The following is an 18,868-nucleotide window of genomic DNA, read 5'->3' on the forward strand; positions in this document are numbered from 1 at the left end:
CGCCGCGCGACCGCACGTGGCCGCCGTGCTTGACAGCGCCAATTTTTCTGACGGATAGTCAGAAAGCTTTTCCCGTCGAGGCCCTGTCAAGGGGGGTTCACTGCCCATGACCGGTGAGAGGACGCCCGGGAAACCCGTGCCCGACGAGCTGTACCAGCGGCTCAGGGCGTTCGAGGGGCGGACGGCCGTACAGGGCGGCGAGGGCCGGGACCCCGTCAACGAGCCCATGATCAGGCACTGGTGCGAGGCGATGGGCGACGCCAGCCCCGCCTATCCGGACATCGCACCGCCCACGATGCTCCAGGCGTGGACGATGGGCGGACTGGCGGGCCACCCGGCCGGTTCGACCCGGACGCGGGCGTACGACGAGCTGTTCGCCCTGCTCGACGACGCGGGCTGCACCTCGATCGTCGCCACCGACTGCGAGCAGGAGTATCTGCGCCCGCTCCGGCCCGGGGACCGCGTCCGCTTCGACGCGGTGATCGAGTCGGTCTCCCCACGCAAGGCCACCGCCCTGGGGTCCGGGCACTTCGTCACCACCCGGATGGACATCCATGTGGGCGGTGAACTGGTCGGAACACACCGGTTCCGCGTTCTCAAGTACGCCCCCGCCCGCCGGGGTGGGAAAGCGAAACCGAATCCGAAACCGGAACCGAATCCGGAAGCGAAACCGGAAGCGAAAGCGAAGCCGGTACATCCCGAGCCCGCGGCAGAAGCGGCGCGCCCCCGCCCCGTCGTCAACCGGGACAACGCCGGTTTCTGGGAGGGCGTCGCCGCGCACCGGCTGCTTCTCCAGCGCTGCACCGCCTGCGGCACCCTCCGCTTCCCCTGGCTGCCCGGCTGCGGCCGTTGCGGCTCACCGGAGTGGGAGACGGCCGAGGCATCCGGCCGCGGCACGGTGTTCAGCCATGTGGTCATGCACCACCCGCCTTTCCCCGCCTTCGATCCGCCCTACGCCGTGGGGCTGGTCGAGCTCGCCGAGGGAGTACGGATGGTCAGCGGCATTACAGGTGTGCCGTACGGCAAGGTGAGTATCGGCATGCCCGTCGAACTGGAGTTTCTCCGGGTCGACGACGCCAAGGGGGCCATGGAGCTCCCCGTCTTCCGGGCGACGGCGGAGGAGGCCGGATGACCGCCCGCGCGGGCGACGCCCTGCCACCGCTGCGTATCCCGATCACCCGGACCCTCATCGTCTCCGGCGCCCTCGCCTCCCGGGACTACCAGGATGTGCACCACGACGCCGAGGCGGCCAAGGAGAAGGGCTCCCCGGACATCTTCATGAACATCCTGACCACCAACGGGCTCGTCGGGCGCTACATCACCGACCACTTCGGCCCGCTGGCACGGTTGCGGAAGGTCGCGATCCGGCTCGGCGCGCCCAACTATCCGGGTGACGAGATGGTGTTGAGGGGCGAGGTCACCTCGGTCGCCGACGGTACGGCGGAGGTCGCGGTGACCGGCGCGAACGGCTTCGGCAACCATGTGACCGGCACGGTCGTCGTCCAACTCCCCGCCGTCGACGCCCCGGTGGGGCCCGACGGGCCGACGGGGGACCCCCGATGAGCGCGCGCCCGACAAAACCCCCCAAGAGCGCCCGGCGACCCGGCACCCTGGGTGGCGCCGCGGCCGTCGTGGGCATCGGTGCCACCGCCTTCACCAAGGACTCCGGCCGCAGTGAGCTGAGGCTCGCGGCCGAGGCCGTCCGGGCCGCCCTGGACGACGCCGGGCTCACCCCCGCCGACGTGGACGGGCTCGTCACCTTCACCATGGACACCAGCCCCGAGATCACCGTCGCCCAGGCGTGCGGCATCGGCGAGCTGTCGTTCTTCTCGCGCGTCCACTACGGCGGGGGCGCCGCCTGCGCCACCGTGCAGCAGGCCGCGCTCGCCGTCGCGACCGGGGTGGCCGAGGTCGTCGTCTGCTACCGCGCGTTCAACGAGCGTTCCGGGCGCCGCTTCGGAGCCGGGGTGCAGCACCGCGAACCCTCGGCCGAGGGGACCGCGCTCGGCTGGGTGCTGCCCTTCGGCCTGCTCACCCCGGCGTCCTGGGTGGCCATGGCCGCGCAGCGCTATCTGCACGTCTACGGATTGACCCCGGAGGTCTTCGGCCATGTGGCCGTCACCGACCGGCGGTACGCCGCCACCAACCCGGCGGCGTACTTTCACGGTCAGCCGATCACCCTCGCCGAGCACGCCGCCTCCCGCTGGATCGTCGAACCGCTGCGGCTGCTCGACTGCTGCCAGGAGACGGACGGCGGCCAGGCCGTCGTGGTCACCAGCGTCGAGCGGGCCCGCGGCCTCCGTCATCCGCCCGCGGTGATCACGGCTGCGGCGCAGGGGGCGGGGCGCGGACAGGAGCAGATGACCAGCTTCTACCGCGACGAGCTCACCGGTCTGCCGGAGATGGCCGTGGTGGCGCGGCGGCTGTGGCGCGACAGCGGTCTCACCCCGGCCGAGATCGACGTGGGCATCCTCTACGACCACTTCACCCCATGTGTGCTGATGCAGCTGGAGGAGTTCGGCTTCTGCGGACGCGGCGAGGCGGCCGGATTCGTCGCCGAGGACGCGCTGCCGCTCAACACCCACGGGGGCCAGCTCGGCGAGGCGTATCTGCACGGGATGAACGGCATCGCGGAGGGCGTACGGCAGATCCGCGGCACCTCGGTCAACCAGGTCCGGCAGGCTTCGCACGTCCTGGTCACCGCGGGTGCCGGGGTACCGACATCCGGGCTTCTCCTCGGCGCAGACGGCTGAACCGCGCGCGTGTCTGCGGCCTCGGCCGTCCCGCATCCCCCTTCATTCTTCATATGAAACGAAGAAAGCAGAGCGGCTGGACGATCACGGGCTGGACCGCAGGTGTGGCCACGGCGCTGGCAGCCTCGGTCGCCGCTGCCGCCCCTGCCTCCTCCGAGGCCGTGCTCTCCGCGTCGTCCGAGGCCAGAGCCTCCTCCTCGGCGACGGCCGCCCTCCCCGACCCCCGCGCGCTGGGCGCCGAGGTCTTCACGGGCTGGGCCTTCGACACCTGCCACACCCCGCCCCTCAGCACCCTGCGCGCCTGGCAGGCCTCCCGCTACCGCGCCCTCGGCGTCTACTTCGGCGGCCGCGGCCGGGCCTGTCCGAGCCAGCCCCACCTCACCGCCTCCTGGATGCGCGGGGCCGCGACCCTGGGATGGCATGTGCTGCCCGTCTACGTCGGCTCCCAGTCGCCGTGCGTGCGCAACATCGACAAGACGCATGTACCGATCGGCAGCACCCCCTGGTCGCAGGGGCGCGCGGAGGGGCGGGACGCGGTGGCCCGCGCCAGGGCGCTGGGCATGAAGGAGCGCAGCGCGCTCTACCTCGACATGGAGGCGTACGACCGGTCCCGGACGGGCTGCGCCGCCACCACGCTCTCCTTCATCCGTGCCTGGAACCGCGAAGTCGGCGCACAGGGCTTCTTCCCCGGCTTCTACAGCAGCGCCGAGTCCGGGGTGCGCCATCTGGAAGAGGCCCGGAAGGCCGGAGTCGACGACCTTCCGTCCATCATGTGGTTCGCCCGCTGGAGCGGGAAGTCGTCGCTGTACGGGGAACCGGCCCTGGCCAAGACCGCCTGGCGGCCGCACCGCCGCATCCACCAGTACGTGGGCAATGTCGAAGTGACACACGGCGGCCGGACGCTGTGGATCGACCGCAACAAGGTGGACGCACCGGTCGCGATCGTCGATTGACCTCGCGCCCCGGCGGGACCCCGGCGGAACCCCGGCGGAACCCCGTCGAATGGCCCCGTACCCCTCCGGCGGATCCCCGACCCGCTCCCCGCCCCCTCCCCCCTCAGGAGGTGCTGCCGGCACCACCCCTACAACCTGAGACTGACCCGGCTTCGGCACCTGGGGCCGATCCGCGATGACCTGCTCGCTCATAGCGTTGAGCCATGACCACGACCGTGTGCACGGGCGCATCCACCGCCGCGTTCCCGTCGTTCTCCTCGTACGTCAGGGCGCGGGGGCCGGTTCTGCTGCGCACCGCCCGCTCGCTGACCTCCAACGCCTTCGACGCCGAGGACCTGCTCCAGACCGCGCTGGCGAAGACATACCTGGCGTGGGAGCGCATCGAGGACCACAAGGCGCTGGACGGCTATGTGCGACGCGCGCTGCTGAACACCCGCACCTCGCAGTGGCGCAAGCGCAAGGTCGACGAGTTCGTGTGCGAGGAACTGCCCGAGCCGGACCCGGTCCCCGCTCCCGACCCCGCCGAGCATCAGGTGCTCCGCGACGCCATGTGGCGGGCGGTGCTGCGGCTGCCGGACCGCCAGCGGGCCATGGTCGTACTCAGGTACTACGAGGACCTGAGCGAGGCCCAGACCGCCGAGGTGCTCGGGGTGTCCGTCGGCACGGTCAAGAGCGCGGTCTCGCGCGCCCTCGGCAAGCTGCGCGAGGACCCGGACCTCTCCCGCGCGGCCTGACGGGCCTTCCCGGACTCACGGGTCCGGCCACAGTGGGGTTATCCACAGGGGGATGACACACCAGCCGGTCGGCAGCAAAATCAGCGGCATCTCTACCCGCGCGTAACCGGAACCCTGGAGGCCCCGGTGCTCAGCACGATGCAGGACGTACCGCTGACCGTGACCCGCATCCTCATGCATGGTTCGGTCGTGCACGGCGCGGCCCATGTGACCACCTGGACCGGCGAGGGTGCGCCCCGGCGCCGTACCTTCCGTGAGGTCGGCGCGCGTTCCGCCGCGCTCGCCCATGCGCTGCGCGATGAGCTCGGGGTCGAGCGCGGTGAGCCCGTGGGCACCCTCCTGTGGAACAACTGCGAGCATCTGGAGTGCTATCTCGCGGTGCCGTCCATGGGCGCCGTGCTGCACACCCTCAACCTCCGGCTGCCCACCGAGCAGCTCACCTGGATCGTGAACCACGCCGCCGACCGCGTGATCATCGTCAGCGGCTCGCTGCTGCCGCTGCTCGCCCCGCTCCTCCCCGGCCTCGGCTCCGTGGAGCACATCGTGGTCACCGGCCCGGGCGACCGTTCTCTCCTGGACGGATGCCGGGCGCGGGTCCACGAGTACGAGGAGCTGATCGCGGGCCGCCCCGCCCACTACGACTGGCCGGAGCTCGACGAGCGCGAGGCCGCCGCGCTCTGCTACACCTCGGGGACGACCGGGGACCCCAAGGGCGTGGCCTACAGCCACCGTTCGATCTATCTGCACTCGATGCAGGTCAACAGCGCCGAGTCGTTCGCGATCTCCGGGCGCGACACCCTGCTGCCGGTGGTGCCGATGTTCCACGCGAACGCGTGGGGCACCCCGCACGCCGCTTTCATGGCGGGCGCCTCGATGCTGATGCCCGACCGCTTCCTCCAGCCCGAGCCGCTCGCCGAGATGATCGAGAGCGTGCGCCCCACCCTCGCCGCCGCTGTGCCGACCATCTGGCACGGGCTGCTCGCCGAGCTGGACGCCAAGCCGCGGGACGTGGCCTCCCTGCGCAATGTCTATATCGGCGGTTCGGCCTGTCCGCCCTCCCTGATGAAGGCGTTCGAGGAGCGCCACGGCATCTGTGTGGTGCACGCCTGGGGCATGACGGAGACCTCACCGCTGGGCACCATAGCCCAGCCGCCCGCCGGGGTCTCGGCCGAGGACGCCTGGCCGTACCGCGTGAGCCAGGGCCGTTTCCCGGCCTCCGTGGAGGCCCGGCTGACCTCGCCCGACGGCGGCCGGGTGCCGTGGGACGGGGTGACGGCGGGCGAGCTGGAGGTGCGTGGCCCGTGGATCGCCGGGGCGTACTACGGAGGCGCGGCGGGCGAGCCGTTCCGCCCCGACGACAAGTTCACCGAGGACGGCTGGCTGAAGACCGGTGACGTCGGCACCATCACGCCCGACGGCTATCTGACGCTGACCGACCGTGCCAAGGACGTCATCAAGTCCGGTGGCGAGTGGATCTCCTCGGTCGAGCTGGAGAACCAGCTCATGGGCCACCCGGAGGTCGCGGAGGCGGCGGTCGTGGCCGTCCCGGACGCCACGTGGGGCGAGCGCCCGCTCGCCACCGTGGTGCTGAAGGAGGGCGCCACCGTCGACTACGAGGGCCTCCAGTCCTTCCTCGCCGAGCGGATCGCGCGCTGGCAGCTCCCCGAGCGCTGGGCGCTGATCCCGGTGGTGCCGAAGACGAGCGTGGGCAAGTTCGACAAGAAGCTGCTGCGGCAGCAGTACGCGGACGGGGAGCTGGACGTGACCGAGCTCGGCTGAGCCGGGCCCGGGGCGGGACCCGGGAGCGGGACGGTGGCGTGGACCGGTCCGCCGGTTTCTCCGTCGGCGGGGCGGGTCGGCCGCATGGGCAGTCCCGGGGGCGGGCGGCTCGGGTTTCGCCCCCGCTCCCGCCCGTCGGCGGACCGCGTCAGTTGGTGCCGATCTTCGCCAACAGGTCCACGATCCGGGCCTGAACCTCCGCGCTCGTCGAGCGCTCCGCGAGGAACAGCACGGTCTCGCCCGAGGTCAGCCGGGGCAGCTGCCCCGGGTCGATATCGGCCGAGGTGTAGACGACCAGCGGGGTGCGGTTGAGCAGACCGTTGCCGCGGAGCCAGTCCACGATCCCGGCCCGGCGCCGGCGTACCTGCATCAGGTCCATCACCACCAGGTTCGGCCGCATCTGGCCCGCGAGCGTCACCGCGTCGGCGTCCGTCGCCGCGCGGGCGACCTGCATCCCGCGCCGCTCCAGCGTCGCCGTCAGCGCCGCCGCGATCGGCTCGTGCTCCTCGATCAGCAGCACGCGAGGCGGATGCTGCTCGCTGTCGCGCGGGGCGAGCGCCTTGAGCAGGACGGCCGGGTCGGCACCGTACGCCGCCTCCCGCGTCGCCTGGCCGAGCCCCGCGGTCACCAGCACCGGCACCTCGGCGGCGACCGCCGCCGTACGCAGCGACTGCAACGCGGTACGGGTGATCGGCCCGGTCAGCGGGTCGACGAAGAGCGCCGCCGGGTACGCGGCGATCTGCGCGTCCACCTCCTCACGGGAATTGACGATCACCGGGCGGTAGCCGCGGTCGCTCAGCGCCTGCTGCGTGGACATGTCCGGCGCGGGCCACACGAGGAGGCGGCGCGGGTTGTCCAGCGGCTCCGGCGGCAGTTCGTCGTCCAGGGGCGGAGTGCGGTCGTCGACGACCTCGATCGCGCCGTTCGGCCCGTCCAGGGGTTCCGGGCCCTCGGCGCCCTCGTCCGGCGCGCCGATCGCGAACGCCCGGCCCGAGCTCTGCGGACCCGGTGCGCGTTGCGGCTGCGGCGTTCGGCCTGCGGCCGCCGCGGCGTCGCGGGCGGGCCCGCCCTGGTCCGCTCCCGGCACCTCGGGACGGGCGGCCAGCTTGCGCCGTCGGCCCGACCCCGTCGCGGCGGTACCGCCGGAGGGCGTCTGGGACTGAGGCTGCGCCGGTGGCTGCTGCCCCTGCGGACGGCCGCCCTGCGGCTGGCCCGGCCGCTGAAGTCCGGTGGGGTGCTGACCGGTGGGGTGCTGACCAACGGGGTGCTGTCCCGTCGGATGCTGCCCCGTGCCGTGTTCGCCGACCTGCTGGGCGAACGGCACGCCCTGCCCGAGCGTCCGCACGCTGATCGCGCGCCCCTGCGTGGTGTCCGCGCCCGGCGGCGCCTCGGCGGGCAGCGGCTGGGAGCCGGGCCGCGCGGGCGCCCCCGACCACTGACCCGACGGCGGGCCGTTCTGCTGAGGTGGCTGGGCGGCGGGGCCCGGCTGCTCGTCGGAGAGCGGCCGACGCGCCCGGCGGCGCCCGGTCGGCTCGGACTGCTGTTCGTGCGGCGGCTGCTGTCCGTGCTCGGGGCCGCGGGCGGCGGGCAGCGCGGCCATGGCCGACCCGCCCTGCCCCGGGGCGCCGTTGGAGGGTACGGGCTCGCCGCGTACGGTCAGACCGCCACCGCCCTGCGGCTGGGCGGCGCCGCGGGGACCGTGCTGTGCGGGGACCAGCCCGGCCGGGCCCAGCTCCGGCGGCAGCCCACCGGGCTCCTGGGGCCGGTCGGCCGCGGCGGGCGGCAGCGCGAAGGGGCCCCGGGCGGCGCCGGGCTCCTCCGCGGGCTGGCCCTGGGGCCGGCCCTGACCCTGACCCTGGGCCTGCTCCTGGTCGGACAACGGCCGTTCCGGGGCCTCGGCCAGTGCCCGGCGCGCCCGGCGCCGTCCCGTGGGCGTGGAAGCCTGCTGCGGCTGGCCGCCGTTGGTGTCCTGCGGCGGCGGGCCCCACTGCGCCTGCTGCTGTTCGTGCGGCGGCTGCTGTTCGTGCTCGGGGCCGCGGGCGGCGGGCAGCGCGGGCAGGGCGCCCGGCTGAACCTGCTGCTGCGGTGCCGGGGCAGTGGCGTCGGCCGCCGCCGGGGGCAGTGCGAGGGCGGACCGGGGGGCCGCGCTGTTCTCCTGGGCCGGGGCGCCGCGCCGGGCGCGCCGACCCCCGGGGGCCTGCCCCTGGGCGGCGATGCCCTGAGGCGGCACAACGCCCATACCGGCGGGGCCGACCGGCTGCGGACCGGCTGCCTCCGGACCGGCTGCCTCCGGACCTGCCGTCTCCGGACCTGGCGTCTCCGGTGCGTCGTCGGCGCGGGCGTGGCGGTGGTGGCCGGTCCCGCTGCCATCGGTGTCCGGGGCGGCGGTGCCGGGTGCCGGGGTCTCGTCGGGGTGCGGACGGGCTCGGCGGCGCCCGGTCGGCCGGGGCTCGTTCTGGTGCGCGCCGGTGTCGCCGCCACTCGCGGCGGGCTGTTCGGCCGTGCCCGCGCCCTGCTCGCCGTTCTGCGTCCCGCTGCCGTCGGTGTCCGGGGCGGCGGTGCCGGGTGCCGGGGTCTCGTCGGGGTGCGGACGGGCTCGGCGGCGCCCGGTCGGCGTGTGGCCGGTGCCGTCCCCGGCCGTACCGCCGCCGGAGGTGCCGCCACCCGACGTAGCACCACCGGCCGTGCCACCGCCCGGCGTACCACCACCGGACGTACCACCACCGGACGTACCGCCGGAAGTGCCCTGTCCCTGCGTACCGTCGGCCTGCCCCGCGCTCGACGCGGTGTTCGCGCGCTCCTGGTCCGCGGCGGCGGCCGAGATCGGTACCTCCAGGACATAGGCGTGCCCGCCCATGCCCGGCATCTCATGGGTCTGGAGTACGCCCCCGTGCCGGCGCACGATCCCGCGCACGATGGGCTCGTGCACCGGGTCGCCGCCCGCGTAGGGCCCGCGGACCTCGATCCTTATGACGTTCCCGCGCTGCGCCGCCGCGACGACGATCGTCGAGTCCCCGGCCGCCGCGCCGCCCGCCGTCGCCTTGCCGGTCGAGTCGACCCCGGCCACGTCCGCGACGAGATGGGCGAGCGCCTGGGCCAGCCGCTCCGCGTCCACCTCGGCCTCGATCGGCGGCGCGTGCACGGCGAACTGCGCCCGGCCCGGGCCGATCAGCTCGACCGCGCCCTCGACACCGGCCGCCACGACCTCGTCCATGGAGACCGCGCGCCGGGCCGGCTCCTCGCCGCCCGCGTCCATCCGCTGATAGCTCAGGACGTTGTCGACGAGCGTGGTCATCCGGGTGTACCCGGCGGCGAGGTGGTGCAGGATCTGGTTGGCCTCCGGCCACAGCTGCCCGGCCGGGTCGTCGGCGAGGACACCCAGCTCGCCCCGCAGTTCCAGCAGCGGTCCGCGCAACGACTGGTCGAGTACGGCCAGCAGCTGGGTGTTCCGGGCGGTGAGGGACTCCACCTGCTCCGTGTACCGCTCGCGCTCCCCGGCCAGCTGCGCCCGGAGGTCCTCCAGCGCCTGGGTGTGCTGGGCGGTGAGCTCCTCCAGTTCGGCCGCGTGCTTGGCGGCGAGGCTCTCCAGCTCTTCGGCGTGCTGGGAGGTGAGGCCCGCCACCTCCTCGGTGTGGGCCGCGACCAGGTCTCGCTCGGCCCGCCGGTCGGTGAAGGTCATCACGGCGCCGACGAGTTGCTCGCCGTCCCGTACGGGCGCGGTCGTCAGATCGACCGGAACCTGGCTGCCGTCCTTGGCCCACAGCACCTGGCCGCGCACCCGGTGCTTGCGGCCGGAGCGCAGGGTGTCGGCGAGCGGCGATTCCTCGTACGGGAAGGGGGAACCGTCCGGGCGCGAGTGGTGTACAAGAGAGTGAAGCTCCTGACCGCCCAGGTCACTGGCCCGATAGCCGAGGATCTGCGCCGCGGACGGGTTGACGAGGACCACCTTGCCCTCGGTGTCCACGCCGACCACGCCCTCCGCCGCCGCGCGCAGAATCATCTCGGTCTGGCGCTGCTGGCGGGCGAGTTCGGCCTCGGTGTCGAGCGTCCCGGTCAGGTCGCGCACGATGAGCATCAGCAGCTCATCGCCGGTGTAGCCGTACTGATCGGCGTAGGGGGTCCGGCCGTCCTCCAGATTGGCGCTGGTCACCTCGACGGGGAACTGCGCCCCGTCGGTGCGCCGGGCCATCATCCGGGTCGGCTTGGTGCCGCTCCTCCGCTCCGTGTCCGTGGGGCGCCGCATCGACCCGGGAATGCGATTGGGATCGAAGGAGGGGAGCAGATCGAGCAGACCACGACCGACGAGCGCGGTCCCCGGCGCCTCGAAGGACTCGAGTGCGATGTGGTTGGCGTTGACGACCGTGCCGTTGCAGTTGACGAGGAGCAGTGCGTCCGGAAGGGCGTCGAGTATCGCTGCGAGGCGAGCAGCGCCTCGGGATGGCCTGCTGCTCACGACGACGCTTCCTCCCTGACTACCTCACCTTGCCGACACTCGCGGTCATTCTGCCGCCCCGTCTGCGGAGTGTCTCTAGGGGAGTCTACGGGCACCGGCGGCGGGCGCGACGGTAGATGAGAGGGAGCTCGCAGCACGACGTACGCGTCTCGACGCACGCCCGGACAAACCCCTCCGGGGGACGGCCCTTCTCCGTCCTGGGCCAATCCCCCGGTCAGCTGCCATCACCACCCATCAGCTGCCAGGCATGCGCAAAACCACGGAGAAACGATCCCATCGGGCGATTTCACACCCGTTGGTGCGGTCGAAGCGCGCGTTGACGGGCCGCCCCGCCCAATGCCCGCTCACCCGCGCGGTGGCCGGCCCCCCGTACATCCCCGTGCACATCGCCCCGGGCGGCACCGGAGCAAAGGGGTCCCGCCCCCACTCCGTCTGCGAGTCCAGCTGCGCACAGGCGGCCCGCGCCCGCGGATGCGTGCCGCCCGTCGGATGGCAGGACAGCACATAGCGCGCGGCATCCATGGGGTCCCCCGTCTCACTCACGGTGATCACCAGACGGTCGGCGCTCTCCCCGTCGATCGGCATCGGAAGCGGCAGCGGCGTCCCCCACGCGGGAGCCAGCGCGGCGACGGAGGCGGCGGCCGTGACGGCCGCGGTGACGGCGAGGCGGTGCAGCGGGGGCATGGGGGCACTCCTGGTGTGATCAATACCGGGGCGCGCTGCCCCTGCCCCCTCTAACGCGCCGCCGCCGCGCGCGTTGCTCCGCCAATAGGGCAATAGGCCTTTGCGGTGGTGCCCGCCCGCCGAGTACCGTAGGGCGCGATTGGTGACATCCCGCCGGGCTGTGACATCATCTGCACACACCACATCGTGCTCGCGCGATGAATCGGTGTGCTGGAGGCTTCGCCTAGTCTGGTCTATGGCGCCGCACTGCTAATGCGGTTTGGGTCTTAAAGCCCATCGAGGGTTCAAATCCCTCAGCCTCCGCTTCTCCAGGAGCCCCGGCCGAAATCGGCCGGGGCTCCTGTGTTTGGGCCCTTCTGTCGCCGCCCGCCGACCGGCGTCACCTTCAGTGTTCACGCAAGCGCTCTACGTAATCCTCCTCGCCGTGATCATGGCCCCGGCCTGCGCCACGCCTCGCCTCCCGGGCGCGCCGGAACGCCGGTCGCGCTGACCCCAAAAAATGGAGTTTCCGCAGGTCAGGCGTGGTGTGGGAAACGGATTTCGCGTGACGCCGCAGGTCATGTAATGTTGTCCCCGCAACGCCGACCGGCAAGAAAAACCGCCGGGAAGCCAAGCGCTCGTAGCTTAACGGATAGAGCACTTGACTACGGATCAAGAGGTTGCAGGTTCGAATCCTGCCGAGCGCGCAGCAGATCAGAGGCCCCTTCCAGTGATGGAAGGGGCCTCTTGCGTTGGCAGTTGACGGCGGTCATTGACGGCAACCGCCGAGCGTTCCGATCAGACGGCGACCAGGGCGCCACCCGAGCCGTCACCATCGTCCGTCCCGTTGCCGTCACGCAGGGCATCGCCGACGCGGTCGAAGGCGGAGCGCTGAGAGTCCAGGCGGACGAAGGTGTAGATGTCCATCGTCACGCGGATCGAACTGTGCCCGAGTACTTCCATGATCATCCGGGCGTCGGCTCCCTGCTCGTGAAGCAGAGACGCGCACGTGTGCCGGAGGTCATGGAAGCGGACGCACCGCACCCCTGCCTTGTCGCACAGGAGGGTGAAGGCACGGTTCAGATTGCGCGGTTCGATGGGTGTTCCGTTCTTGGTGGTGAAGACAAGATCGCTGCCGCCGCCTTTCCACTTGCCACCGGCCGCCAACCTGTCCCCGCGCTGTTGGGCCCGGCGGGCCCGGAGCGCCGTCACGCACTCGGCGGGCAGGGCCACCCGGCGAGCTGAGCGCTGAGTCTTCGGGGCGGAGATCAGTAGTTCCCCACTAACGCGCTGGAGTGTCTGGCGGATGGTGACCGAGCCGTCCACCAGGTCGACGTCCTTCCACCGAAGGCCGAGGACTTCCCCGCGGCGCAGACCGATCCGTACGGCCAGTTCGTACACTGCCCAGAGCCGATTGCCACGCGCCGCCGCCAAGAGCTGCCGTCCCTCGTGCACCGTAAGCGGCTCTATCTCGCGCTTCGTGCCCATGCCCAGCTCAACGTTCTTGGCCACGTTGCGAGGCAACTCGTCCTCCCGAACCGCGTGCTCCAGTGCAGCCCGCAGCAGCACCAGGAGGAACCGCACGGTTCGGTCGGACGGATACGACTTACAGCACTTGCCCAGGGCGCAGCAGCGTCGCTTCCGCTCCGGACGAGCCTTGTCCTTCCCCTGAGCGCAGCACTGGCAGGTACGAGCAGTGGCCGCGAGGAAGGCCCGGATGTCCCGCGCGGTGAGTCGCGTCAGCTTCTTCTTGCCGAGGCCTGGGGCGAGGTAGTTCCTCACGAGCGAGTCATAAGCGGCGTACGTGGCCGGACGGACCTTGATGCGCGCGACGTTGGCCAGCCAATACGTCAGGAAGTCAGCCAGGCTCTGTTTGCTCGTGGCGACGGGCAGCCCATGGTTGGAGTCGGCCTTGAGCCTGGTCAGCTTGTAGTGGGCTTCATCCCACGTCTTCCCGTAAACGCTGCGCCGCTTGTGCGTGCCGTCGGCCGTCAGGACGTACGCGATGCCCTCCCAGCGTCCGTCCCTGCGCTGGTAGATGCTTCCCTCGCCGTTCGAGTTCTTCTTGCCCATCAGGCGGCCTCTCCTTCGGTCTGGCGGGTGATGTAGTCGTGCAGGGCGGATTCAGTGATGCGGCGGCAGCGGCCGACGGTCAGGGAAGCCAGCTCGCGTGAGCGGATGAGGTTGTAGACCGTCCAGCGGCTCACCTGGAGGTGGGCGGCGACTTGGTCCACGTTGAGCAGTCCCGGAGTCACAGCCAGAGGTCCCCTTCTGTCTTGTGGCGGTCGGTAAGGGCGATTTCGTGGCGTACCTGGGCAGCGAGGAGTTCTTCGCCGGGGCTGTAGCCGGAGGCCAAGTACTGCCAGTGGGAGACGACGAGGGTGGTTTCCTCGGGCAGCTCGGGCCGGTCGTCGGCGGCGCGGGCACGTTCGGTGCGCCATGTGCGGCGGGTGTCGCGGAGGGCGCCGAGGGTGGTGGAGTAGCGGCGGGATTTGCTGGAGAAGTGGCCTCGGAAGCCGAGCATGTGGGCCCACTTCCAGAGCTTGAGTTCGGCGAACTCGGGCAGGTGGCCGAGGTCCCAGGCGGTGCGGATCATCTGGCGGACGTGGCTGTGCACGGGCAGGTCGGCGATGGGTTCGGACTGGCCGGTGCCGTCGCACGGGCCGCACAGGTCCCGGAAGCCGTCCGGGCCGTGCTGGTAGCCGCGTCCGGTGCAGTGGGGGCAGCGCAGGGAGCGGTCTACGGTGCCGGAGTCCTCGGCGCTTTTGGTGGCGTACTTGGCGACGTAGGCGGCAACTTTCTGGTCGGTGAGTTCGCCGTCTCCCAGGGCCGCGATTTCGCGGATGTCGAGTTGCTCGCCCCAGGTGAGTTGGCGTTCGCCGATGGCGTCGGAGGTCACGGTGAGTACGGCGCGTTCAGCAGCGGCTTTGACCGCGTGGGTGAGTGCGTCGGTGGTGGCCCACCTGGGTGGAGGCTCGTTGCTTCCTTCGGGGCCGTCGAGGCGGATCACGGCGTGGAAGTGGACCAGGCCGCGCCGCTGATACTCGGCGACTTTGGCGAAGGAGACGCGCAGCGCCGCGTGCAGTGCTTTCTGTGTCAGGCCGAGGTGGGCGGCCAGTTCGCGGCGGAGGTAGGTGGTGAAGCGTGCCCACAGTGCTCCGGCGTGGGCGTTCCACAGCACCGCTCCGGTGTAGTCGTAGGTGGTCGGGGAGAGCGGGGTGCCCAGGGCGGGGTCATCGGTGCGGTGGCGGTCGCCGCAGCGGCAGGCCAGGGTCTCGCCCGCGTCGGTGGTGCGGCGGTTGTGGACTGGCCCGAAGGAGGGGGCGGTGAGGGTGACGAACAGGCGCGGGTGGGTGCGGACGGTGTCGGGCACGGTCTTGCCGCCGGAGAGTCCGGCCCGGATGAGGTGGTAGGTGTCGGCTGCGTAGAGGCGTGAGCAGGCTGGGCAGCGGGAGGAGCGGCGGTTGCCGCAGGTGGTGAGCAGCCGTCCGGTGGGTTCGTCGGCGGTGCTGTATGAGCGGAGCACGGTGTCCGTCGTGGTGTCGCGGGTTTCGGTGGAGCCGACGAGTTGCACGGGCCGGGTGCAGCCGCGGACTTGGCCGATCTGGTCTTGGACGCGGTCGAAGTCGGGGAGTTGGGCGAGGTGGATGAGGTCCCGCAGGGCCAGGCTCGCCACGTGGCGGAGGTCCAGGGGGGCTTTCACGGGGGGTGTCCTTTCTGCTGTCCCAGGGCCCGGGGCAGCACTGGGCGAGGGTGCGAGTGCTGGCCCCGGGGCATGGCGGATGGGGCCCGGGTGGGGCTGGGGAATCTGGATTGCCGGAACGGCCGGCCGGATGTTCAGGCGGAGAGCTGGGCGTGCGCGGCGGCGGCCAGGGGCAGCGCGATGCCGAGGCGGGCCCGGAGCTGAGCCGGGCTGATGCGTTCGCCGTGCTCGGCCTGGTGCGTGGCGGCGATGGTGCGGGCCGCGTTCAGCAGCGGCGCGGGCACGGAGACCGCCGGGACAGGATCCGGCTGTGGCGTGACCGGTCGTGCCACCGGTTCGGGGAGCGGGGCAAGCTCAGGCTGGGAGACCGGTTCCTTCTCGACCGGGGCCGGGACCGGTGCGGTGTGGGCCACGGTGTGGAAGTGGCGCAGGAGTTGGGGTCCGACTGCTCCCCAGCCCAGGAGGAGGAGCGGGGCGACCGCGTCCACGGCGGCGCGGCCGTAGTGCCGGGCGGCGATCGGTTCTGCGACGTTGAGGGCCAGGGTCAGCAGCCCGGACAGGTGCATGAGCCGGGTGGCGCCCTTGATGTGCTCGGCGGCCACGCCCCGCAGGGACAGGTAGCGCAGGGCCACCAGGAGGCCGACAACGGACAGGTCCACCATCGGTGCGATCAGCGGCGCGATCGGTCCTGGGACGCCCAGGCGCAGGGCCAGGGCCCAGACGTTGCCGAAGGAGAAGACGAAGGCCAGGGCCGCGATGATGCCCATGATCACGGTCACGGTGCGCTGAGTGATCCGGTCCTCGGACAAAGCGAGTCACCTCCTTTTGATGCCGTGACGGGCATATGGGCAGGTTCAGACCGCGACCATCATCGTGAGCGGGTCGTTCCGGCCGAGGGTGGAGACCGCGAGCTGTTCCAGCAGCTCGGCCGGGGCGCGGGTCAGCTGGGCGGTGTCGATGGCGATACGGGCAGCGTCGGCATCGGCGACGTAGGGAGTACGGATGCGGGTGAAGCCGGGGCGTCCCTGGTGGGCCATGGAGGCCACGCCGACGTAGGCGGGGTCCTGGAGTGCCGTGGGGTTGGCGTCCGGCCAGTTCCGGATGTCCTCGCCCAGGGCTGCAACGGAGGCGTCGGCGGTCTTCTGCGCGAAGGACAGACCCACCGGGCACACGTCCCGGATGAAGGTGGGTATGGCGTCGCCGGTCCCCTTCTGGGTCGCGATGATCACCAGGATGCCGACGCTGCGCCCCTTCTTCACCAGATCCTCCACCAGCCGCGCGTTCTCAGCCGCCAGGGCCGCCAGCTTCTTGGACTGCGCGTCCGACCCCTTGTGGTCGCGGAAATACGTGTGGGCTTCGTCGATGATCAGCACGGTCAACGGCCATGCGGCCGAGGGCCCGACGTGCCACATGTTCTTGACGCCCAGCAGGGCACGGACGGATGCCGAGCGGTTCCGCCGCAGCGTCACCAACTCCTTGAAGAGTTGGTTCGCCTCCGCCAGGTCGTCACCGGCGAACGCGAACGTCCGCTGCACCAGGTCCGCGTAGTCGCCCTCATGGGACGAGGTCACCTTGCCGTCGGCCACCGCGTACTGAATCGCAGGCGAGGGCGCCGTGTCACAGATGAACTTGTTGACCAGCGACGTCTTGCCGAAGCCCGGCAGCCCGGCCACCGTGACACCGGGCACGTTGGCCAGGCTGACACTCACCGGCTGCGCGTACTCGTCCAACCCCATGTCCCACGCTGTCAGTTCCTCCGGCACCGACCCGGTGGGGGTGTGCTCGGTCGGGACGGTCAGCGGGTCCATCCGCACGCCACGGATCACCAGCTGACCCGGCTTGTCGGGGAGGACCGAGACCCGGGTACACCGCCAGGCGTCCGCCAGATACGGCGCAGCTTTCTGGAACTCGGCCAAGCTCACCTTGGGCAGACACCCGGCGCGGACCAGCACCCCGTACCGGTCAGATGCGACCCGGATCTTCGGGATCAGAACGCGAGGCTTGGGCACCTTCCCGTCCGGCGCCACGATCACGGCGGGAGGGGTCTTGTCGGTCACCGACAGCCCGGCCATCGGAGCCAGCCGACGCCAGCCCCAGCGCACACGTATCGCCTGCCGGATGCTGACCCGCGTCATCGCGTCGGAACGTACGTAGCGGACCAGCCACCACACGGCCCAGATGACGATCGGGGCCAGGGCCGCCCCGGCCAGAGCCGGGGCAGACCCGATGATTTCGCCTACACTCACGGTGCGTCCTTGTAGAGGAATCGGAAGAGGGACATGCGGAGTTCCAGCAGGTCACGGCCGGAGGTGAACTTCGGGTAGCCGTGCGACTCGATCACCTTGACCACGTCGAAGAGCAGGCCATTGGTGAACCGCGAATCGGTATCCCCGCTGTCCGGCGCGACCGGGTAGACCCGTTTGGGGGCGGCGGCCGTCACTTGCCCACCGCCGCGAGTTCGAGCTTCGCCGCCCGGTAGGCCACGCCGTCGGACAGCTGCCCGTTGAAGACACGCGCCCACGGGGTGGCGAACAGGTCCGTCACCCGCACCGGCACACCCGGCTGGATGCCGTCCGGCAGACCGCTCTCCGGAACGGTGATCTTCATCTGCTCGGCGCGACCCTCTTCCATGAGGAAGACGGTCAGGGTGTGCAGGGTCTCCCCCGTGTCGCGGTCCGTGGCGAGAACCCCCGTCTCGGGGTCCTTCACCTTCGGCATCGGCAGCGTGCCTGCGATGAACTGCGTGGAGGGCAGCAGCCCCACGCGGATACGGGTCATAGCCATGGGAGTTACGTCCTTTCGGTTGTGCTGTTCCGCCGGGCGGCGGGGTGCGATCAATAGAAGCTCGCTCACCTAGCAATGTCAAGTGCACGAGGTTAGCTAGGTTCCGTGGGTTAAGGGCATGCGCTTGTCAGATGGGTGTGCTAGGGCTGCTAGACCTGGCTACCCTGGTAGACATGACGCCTGCCAGCTCCGCCAAACACGACCGTCGGCCGCCCTATCAGCATGCAGCCGACGAGCTTCGGCGCGAGATCAAAGCAGGTCGGTACAAGCCTGGTGATCAACTCCCGCCCTATCGGGAGCTGCAAGAGCGCTTCGGCGTGGCCAACATGACCGCACGTTCCGCGCTGAACGTCCTACGGGACGAAGGGTTGATCTACACCATTCAGGGCCGCGGCAGCTTCGTGGCCGACTACGAGGGCAGCGGTATCGACTACACCCCGCCCGCCTGGTACCTCGCCAACGACAGCAAGGCCGCCGACGCGGAGTCGAGCGAGGGCGCCGCCGAGAAGATCGGAGCCGACAGCGGCGCGGCTGCCGGATCCACCCTCACCGCCATGCTCACCGCGTTGCGCGATGAACTCAGAGCACTCAGCGCCGAGCACCAGGCGCTGCGCCGGGAAGTCGAGGAGCTGAAGAAGGCACAGCAGTCCCAGTCCTGAGTTGCGCGAGCTCTTCCCGCATCTGTGTCGCCTCACGGTTGAGTCTCGCCACCGTGGCAGTCATTTCCCGCACCAGTGCCTCCGCCTCCGCCGCCTCCCGGCTGCACATGCTGGCCACCTCCCTTTCCAGGGCGCCTATCCACTCGGTCATTTCTCCCCGATCACCGCTGTTGAGCTGTGTCTACCGGTCGAACCAGCTAAGTTCGAGACCTGCGGTGCCACGCTCCCGCCAGGCGGAGGAATACTTCTCTTCCCGTCCCGCCACACGGGGCTATGTCTCTGAGTGCTCACGCCGTTTGCCCTTCCGTTGATCAGCGCTTCACTTCCTACAGGTGTCGGAAACCACGTGCGTGTGACGGGTGAGCCCATGACCCACGTCACGGGCCC

16 protein-coding genes and 2 tRNA genes are annotated in these 18,868 nt (G+C 71.1%); 9 read left to right on the top strand and 9 right to left on the bottom strand.

The features are described from left to right. The first annotated feature begins 106 nt into the window (after nucleotides 1-106). From HUT19_RS20880 to HUT19_RS20905, 6 genes are all read left to right on the top strand, one after another. A complete protein-coding gene (locus HUT19_RS20880) occupies nucleotides 107-1,132 on the top strand; it encodes a bifunctional MaoC family dehydratase N-terminal/OB-fold nucleic acid binding domain-containing protein (RefSeq protein ID WP_176181934.1) in 1,026 nt (341 codons plus the stop codon). Continuing rightward, nucleotides 1,129-1,563, top strand: a complete 435-nt coding sequence (locus tag HUT19_RS20885; RefSeq protein ID WP_176181935.1) for a MaoC family dehydratase — start codon at nucleotides 1,129-1,131, stop codon at nucleotides 1,561-1,563. The genes HUT19_RS20880 and HUT19_RS20885 overlap by 4 nt, the downstream gene beginning before the upstream one ends. Further along, entirely contained in the window at nucleotides 1,560-2,753 is a 1,194-nt protein-coding gene (locus HUT19_RS20890; RefSeq protein WP_176181936.1) for a lipid-transfer protein, read from the top strand. Before HUT19_RS20885 ends, HUT19_RS20890 begins: the two co-directional genes overlap by 4 nt. Nucleotides 2,754-2,806: 53 nt before the next feature. Then, nucleotides 2,807-3,706, top strand: coding sequence for a DUF1906 domain-containing protein (locus tag HUT19_RS20895; RefSeq protein ID WP_176181937.1), 900 nt, complete (start codon nucleotides 2,807-2,809; stop codon nucleotides 3,704-3,706). 203 nt (nucleotides 3,707-3,909) lie between these two features. Continuing rightward, the gene (locus HUT19_RS20900) at nucleotides 3,910-4,440 is read left to right on the top strand and encodes a SigE family RNA polymerase sigma factor (RefSeq protein ID WP_176181938.1); all 531 of its coding nucleotides are present in this window, start codon (nucleotides 3,910-3,912) and stop codon (nucleotides 4,438-4,440) included. 126 nt (nucleotides 4,441-4,566) lie between these two features. After that, complete coding sequence (locus HUT19_RS20905) at nucleotides 4,567-6,219, top strand: long-chain fatty acid--CoA ligase (protein ID WP_176181939.1); 1,653 nt, start codon at nucleotides 4,567-4,569, stop codon at nucleotides 6,217-6,219. A gap of 148 nt (nucleotides 6,220-6,367) precedes the next feature. Here the strand turns inward: HUT19_RS20905 and HUT19_RS20910 are convergent, their stop codons facing one another. Then, complete coding sequence (locus HUT19_RS20910) at nucleotides 6,368-10,672, bottom strand: PAS domain-containing protein (RefSeq protein ID WP_176181940.1); 4,305 nt, start codon at nucleotides 10,670-10,672, stop codon at nucleotides 6,368-6,370. Between the two features lie 234 nt (nucleotides 10,673-10,906). Beyond that, entirely contained in the window at nucleotides 10,907-11,356 is a 450-nt protein-coding gene (locus HUT19_RS20915) for an SSI family serine proteinase inhibitor (RefSeq protein ID WP_176181941.1), read from the bottom strand. A 212-nt stretch (nucleotides 11,357-11,568) separates the two neighbouring features. On the opposite strand from HUT19_RS20915, the gene HUT19_RS20920 reads away from it, so the two are divergent. Continuing rightward, nucleotides 11,569-11,659: transfer RNA gene (locus HUT19_RS20920), tRNA-Ser, on the top strand. A 310-nt stretch (nucleotides 11,660-11,969) separates the two neighbouring features. After that, nucleotides 11,970-12,042 (top strand) — tRNA-Arg (locus HUT19_RS20925). Between the two features lie 91 nt (nucleotides 12,043-12,133). Here HUT19_RS20925 and xerC read toward each other — a convergent pair. The 7 genes from xerC to HUT19_RS20960 form a co-directional block, all read right to left on the bottom strand. Beyond that, a complete protein-coding gene (xerC, locus tag HUT19_RS20930; protein ID WP_176181942.1) occupies nucleotides 12,134-13,408 on the bottom strand; it encodes a tyrosine recombinase XerC in 1,275 nt (424 codons plus the stop codon). After that, nucleotides 13,408-13,590, bottom strand: coding sequence for a helix-turn-helix domain-containing protein (locus HUT19_RS20935; protein WP_176181943.1), 183 nt, complete (start codon nucleotides 13,588-13,590; stop codon nucleotides 13,408-13,410). The genes xerC and HUT19_RS20935 overlap by 1 nt, the downstream gene beginning before the upstream one ends. Beyond that, a complete protein-coding gene (locus tag HUT19_RS20940) occupies nucleotides 13,587-15,038 on the bottom strand; it encodes a replication initiator (protein WP_176181944.1) in 1,452 nt (483 codons plus the stop codon). The genes HUT19_RS20935 and HUT19_RS20940 overlap by 4 nt, the downstream gene beginning before the upstream one ends. A 134-nt stretch (nucleotides 15,039-15,172) precedes the next feature. Then, nucleotides 15,173-15,847, bottom strand: coding sequence for a DUF2637 domain-containing protein (locus tag HUT19_RS20945; RefSeq protein WP_176181945.1), 675 nt, complete (start codon nucleotides 15,845-15,847; stop codon nucleotides 15,173-15,175). 45 nt (nucleotides 15,848-15,892) lie between these two features. Continuing rightward, nucleotides 15,893-17,284 carry a cell division protein FtsK gene (locus tag HUT19_RS20950; protein ID WP_254885680.1) on the bottom strand — a complete coding sequence of 464 codons (1,392 nt, stop codon included), beginning with the start codon at nucleotides 17,282-17,284 and terminating at the stop codon, nucleotides 15,893-15,895. After that, nucleotides 17,281-17,478, bottom strand: coding sequence for a hypothetical protein (locus HUT19_RS20955; RefSeq protein WP_176181946.1), 198 nt, complete (start codon nucleotides 17,476-17,478; stop codon nucleotides 17,281-17,283). Before HUT19_RS20955 ends, HUT19_RS20950 begins: the two co-directional genes overlap by 4 nt. Then, complete coding sequence (locus HUT19_RS20960; RefSeq protein WP_176181947.1) at nucleotides 17,475-17,822, bottom strand: hypothetical protein; 348 nt, start codon at nucleotides 17,820-17,822, stop codon at nucleotides 17,475-17,477. The genes HUT19_RS20955 and HUT19_RS20960 overlap by 4 nt, the downstream gene beginning before the upstream one ends. A 173-nt stretch (nucleotides 17,823-17,995) precedes the next feature. Here HUT19_RS20960 and HUT19_RS20965 point away from each other — a divergent pair, with 173 nt between their 5' ends. After that, nucleotides 17,996-18,481, top strand: coding sequence for a GntR family transcriptional regulator (locus HUT19_RS20965; protein WP_176181948.1), 486 nt, complete (start codon nucleotides 17,996-17,998; stop codon nucleotides 18,479-18,481). Nucleotides 18,482-18,868: the final 387 nt, after the last annotated feature.

The organism is Streptomyces sp. NA02950 (genome assembly GCF_013364155.1).
GTDB lineage: Bacteria > Actinomycetota > Actinomycetes > Streptomycetales > Streptomycetaceae > Streptomyces.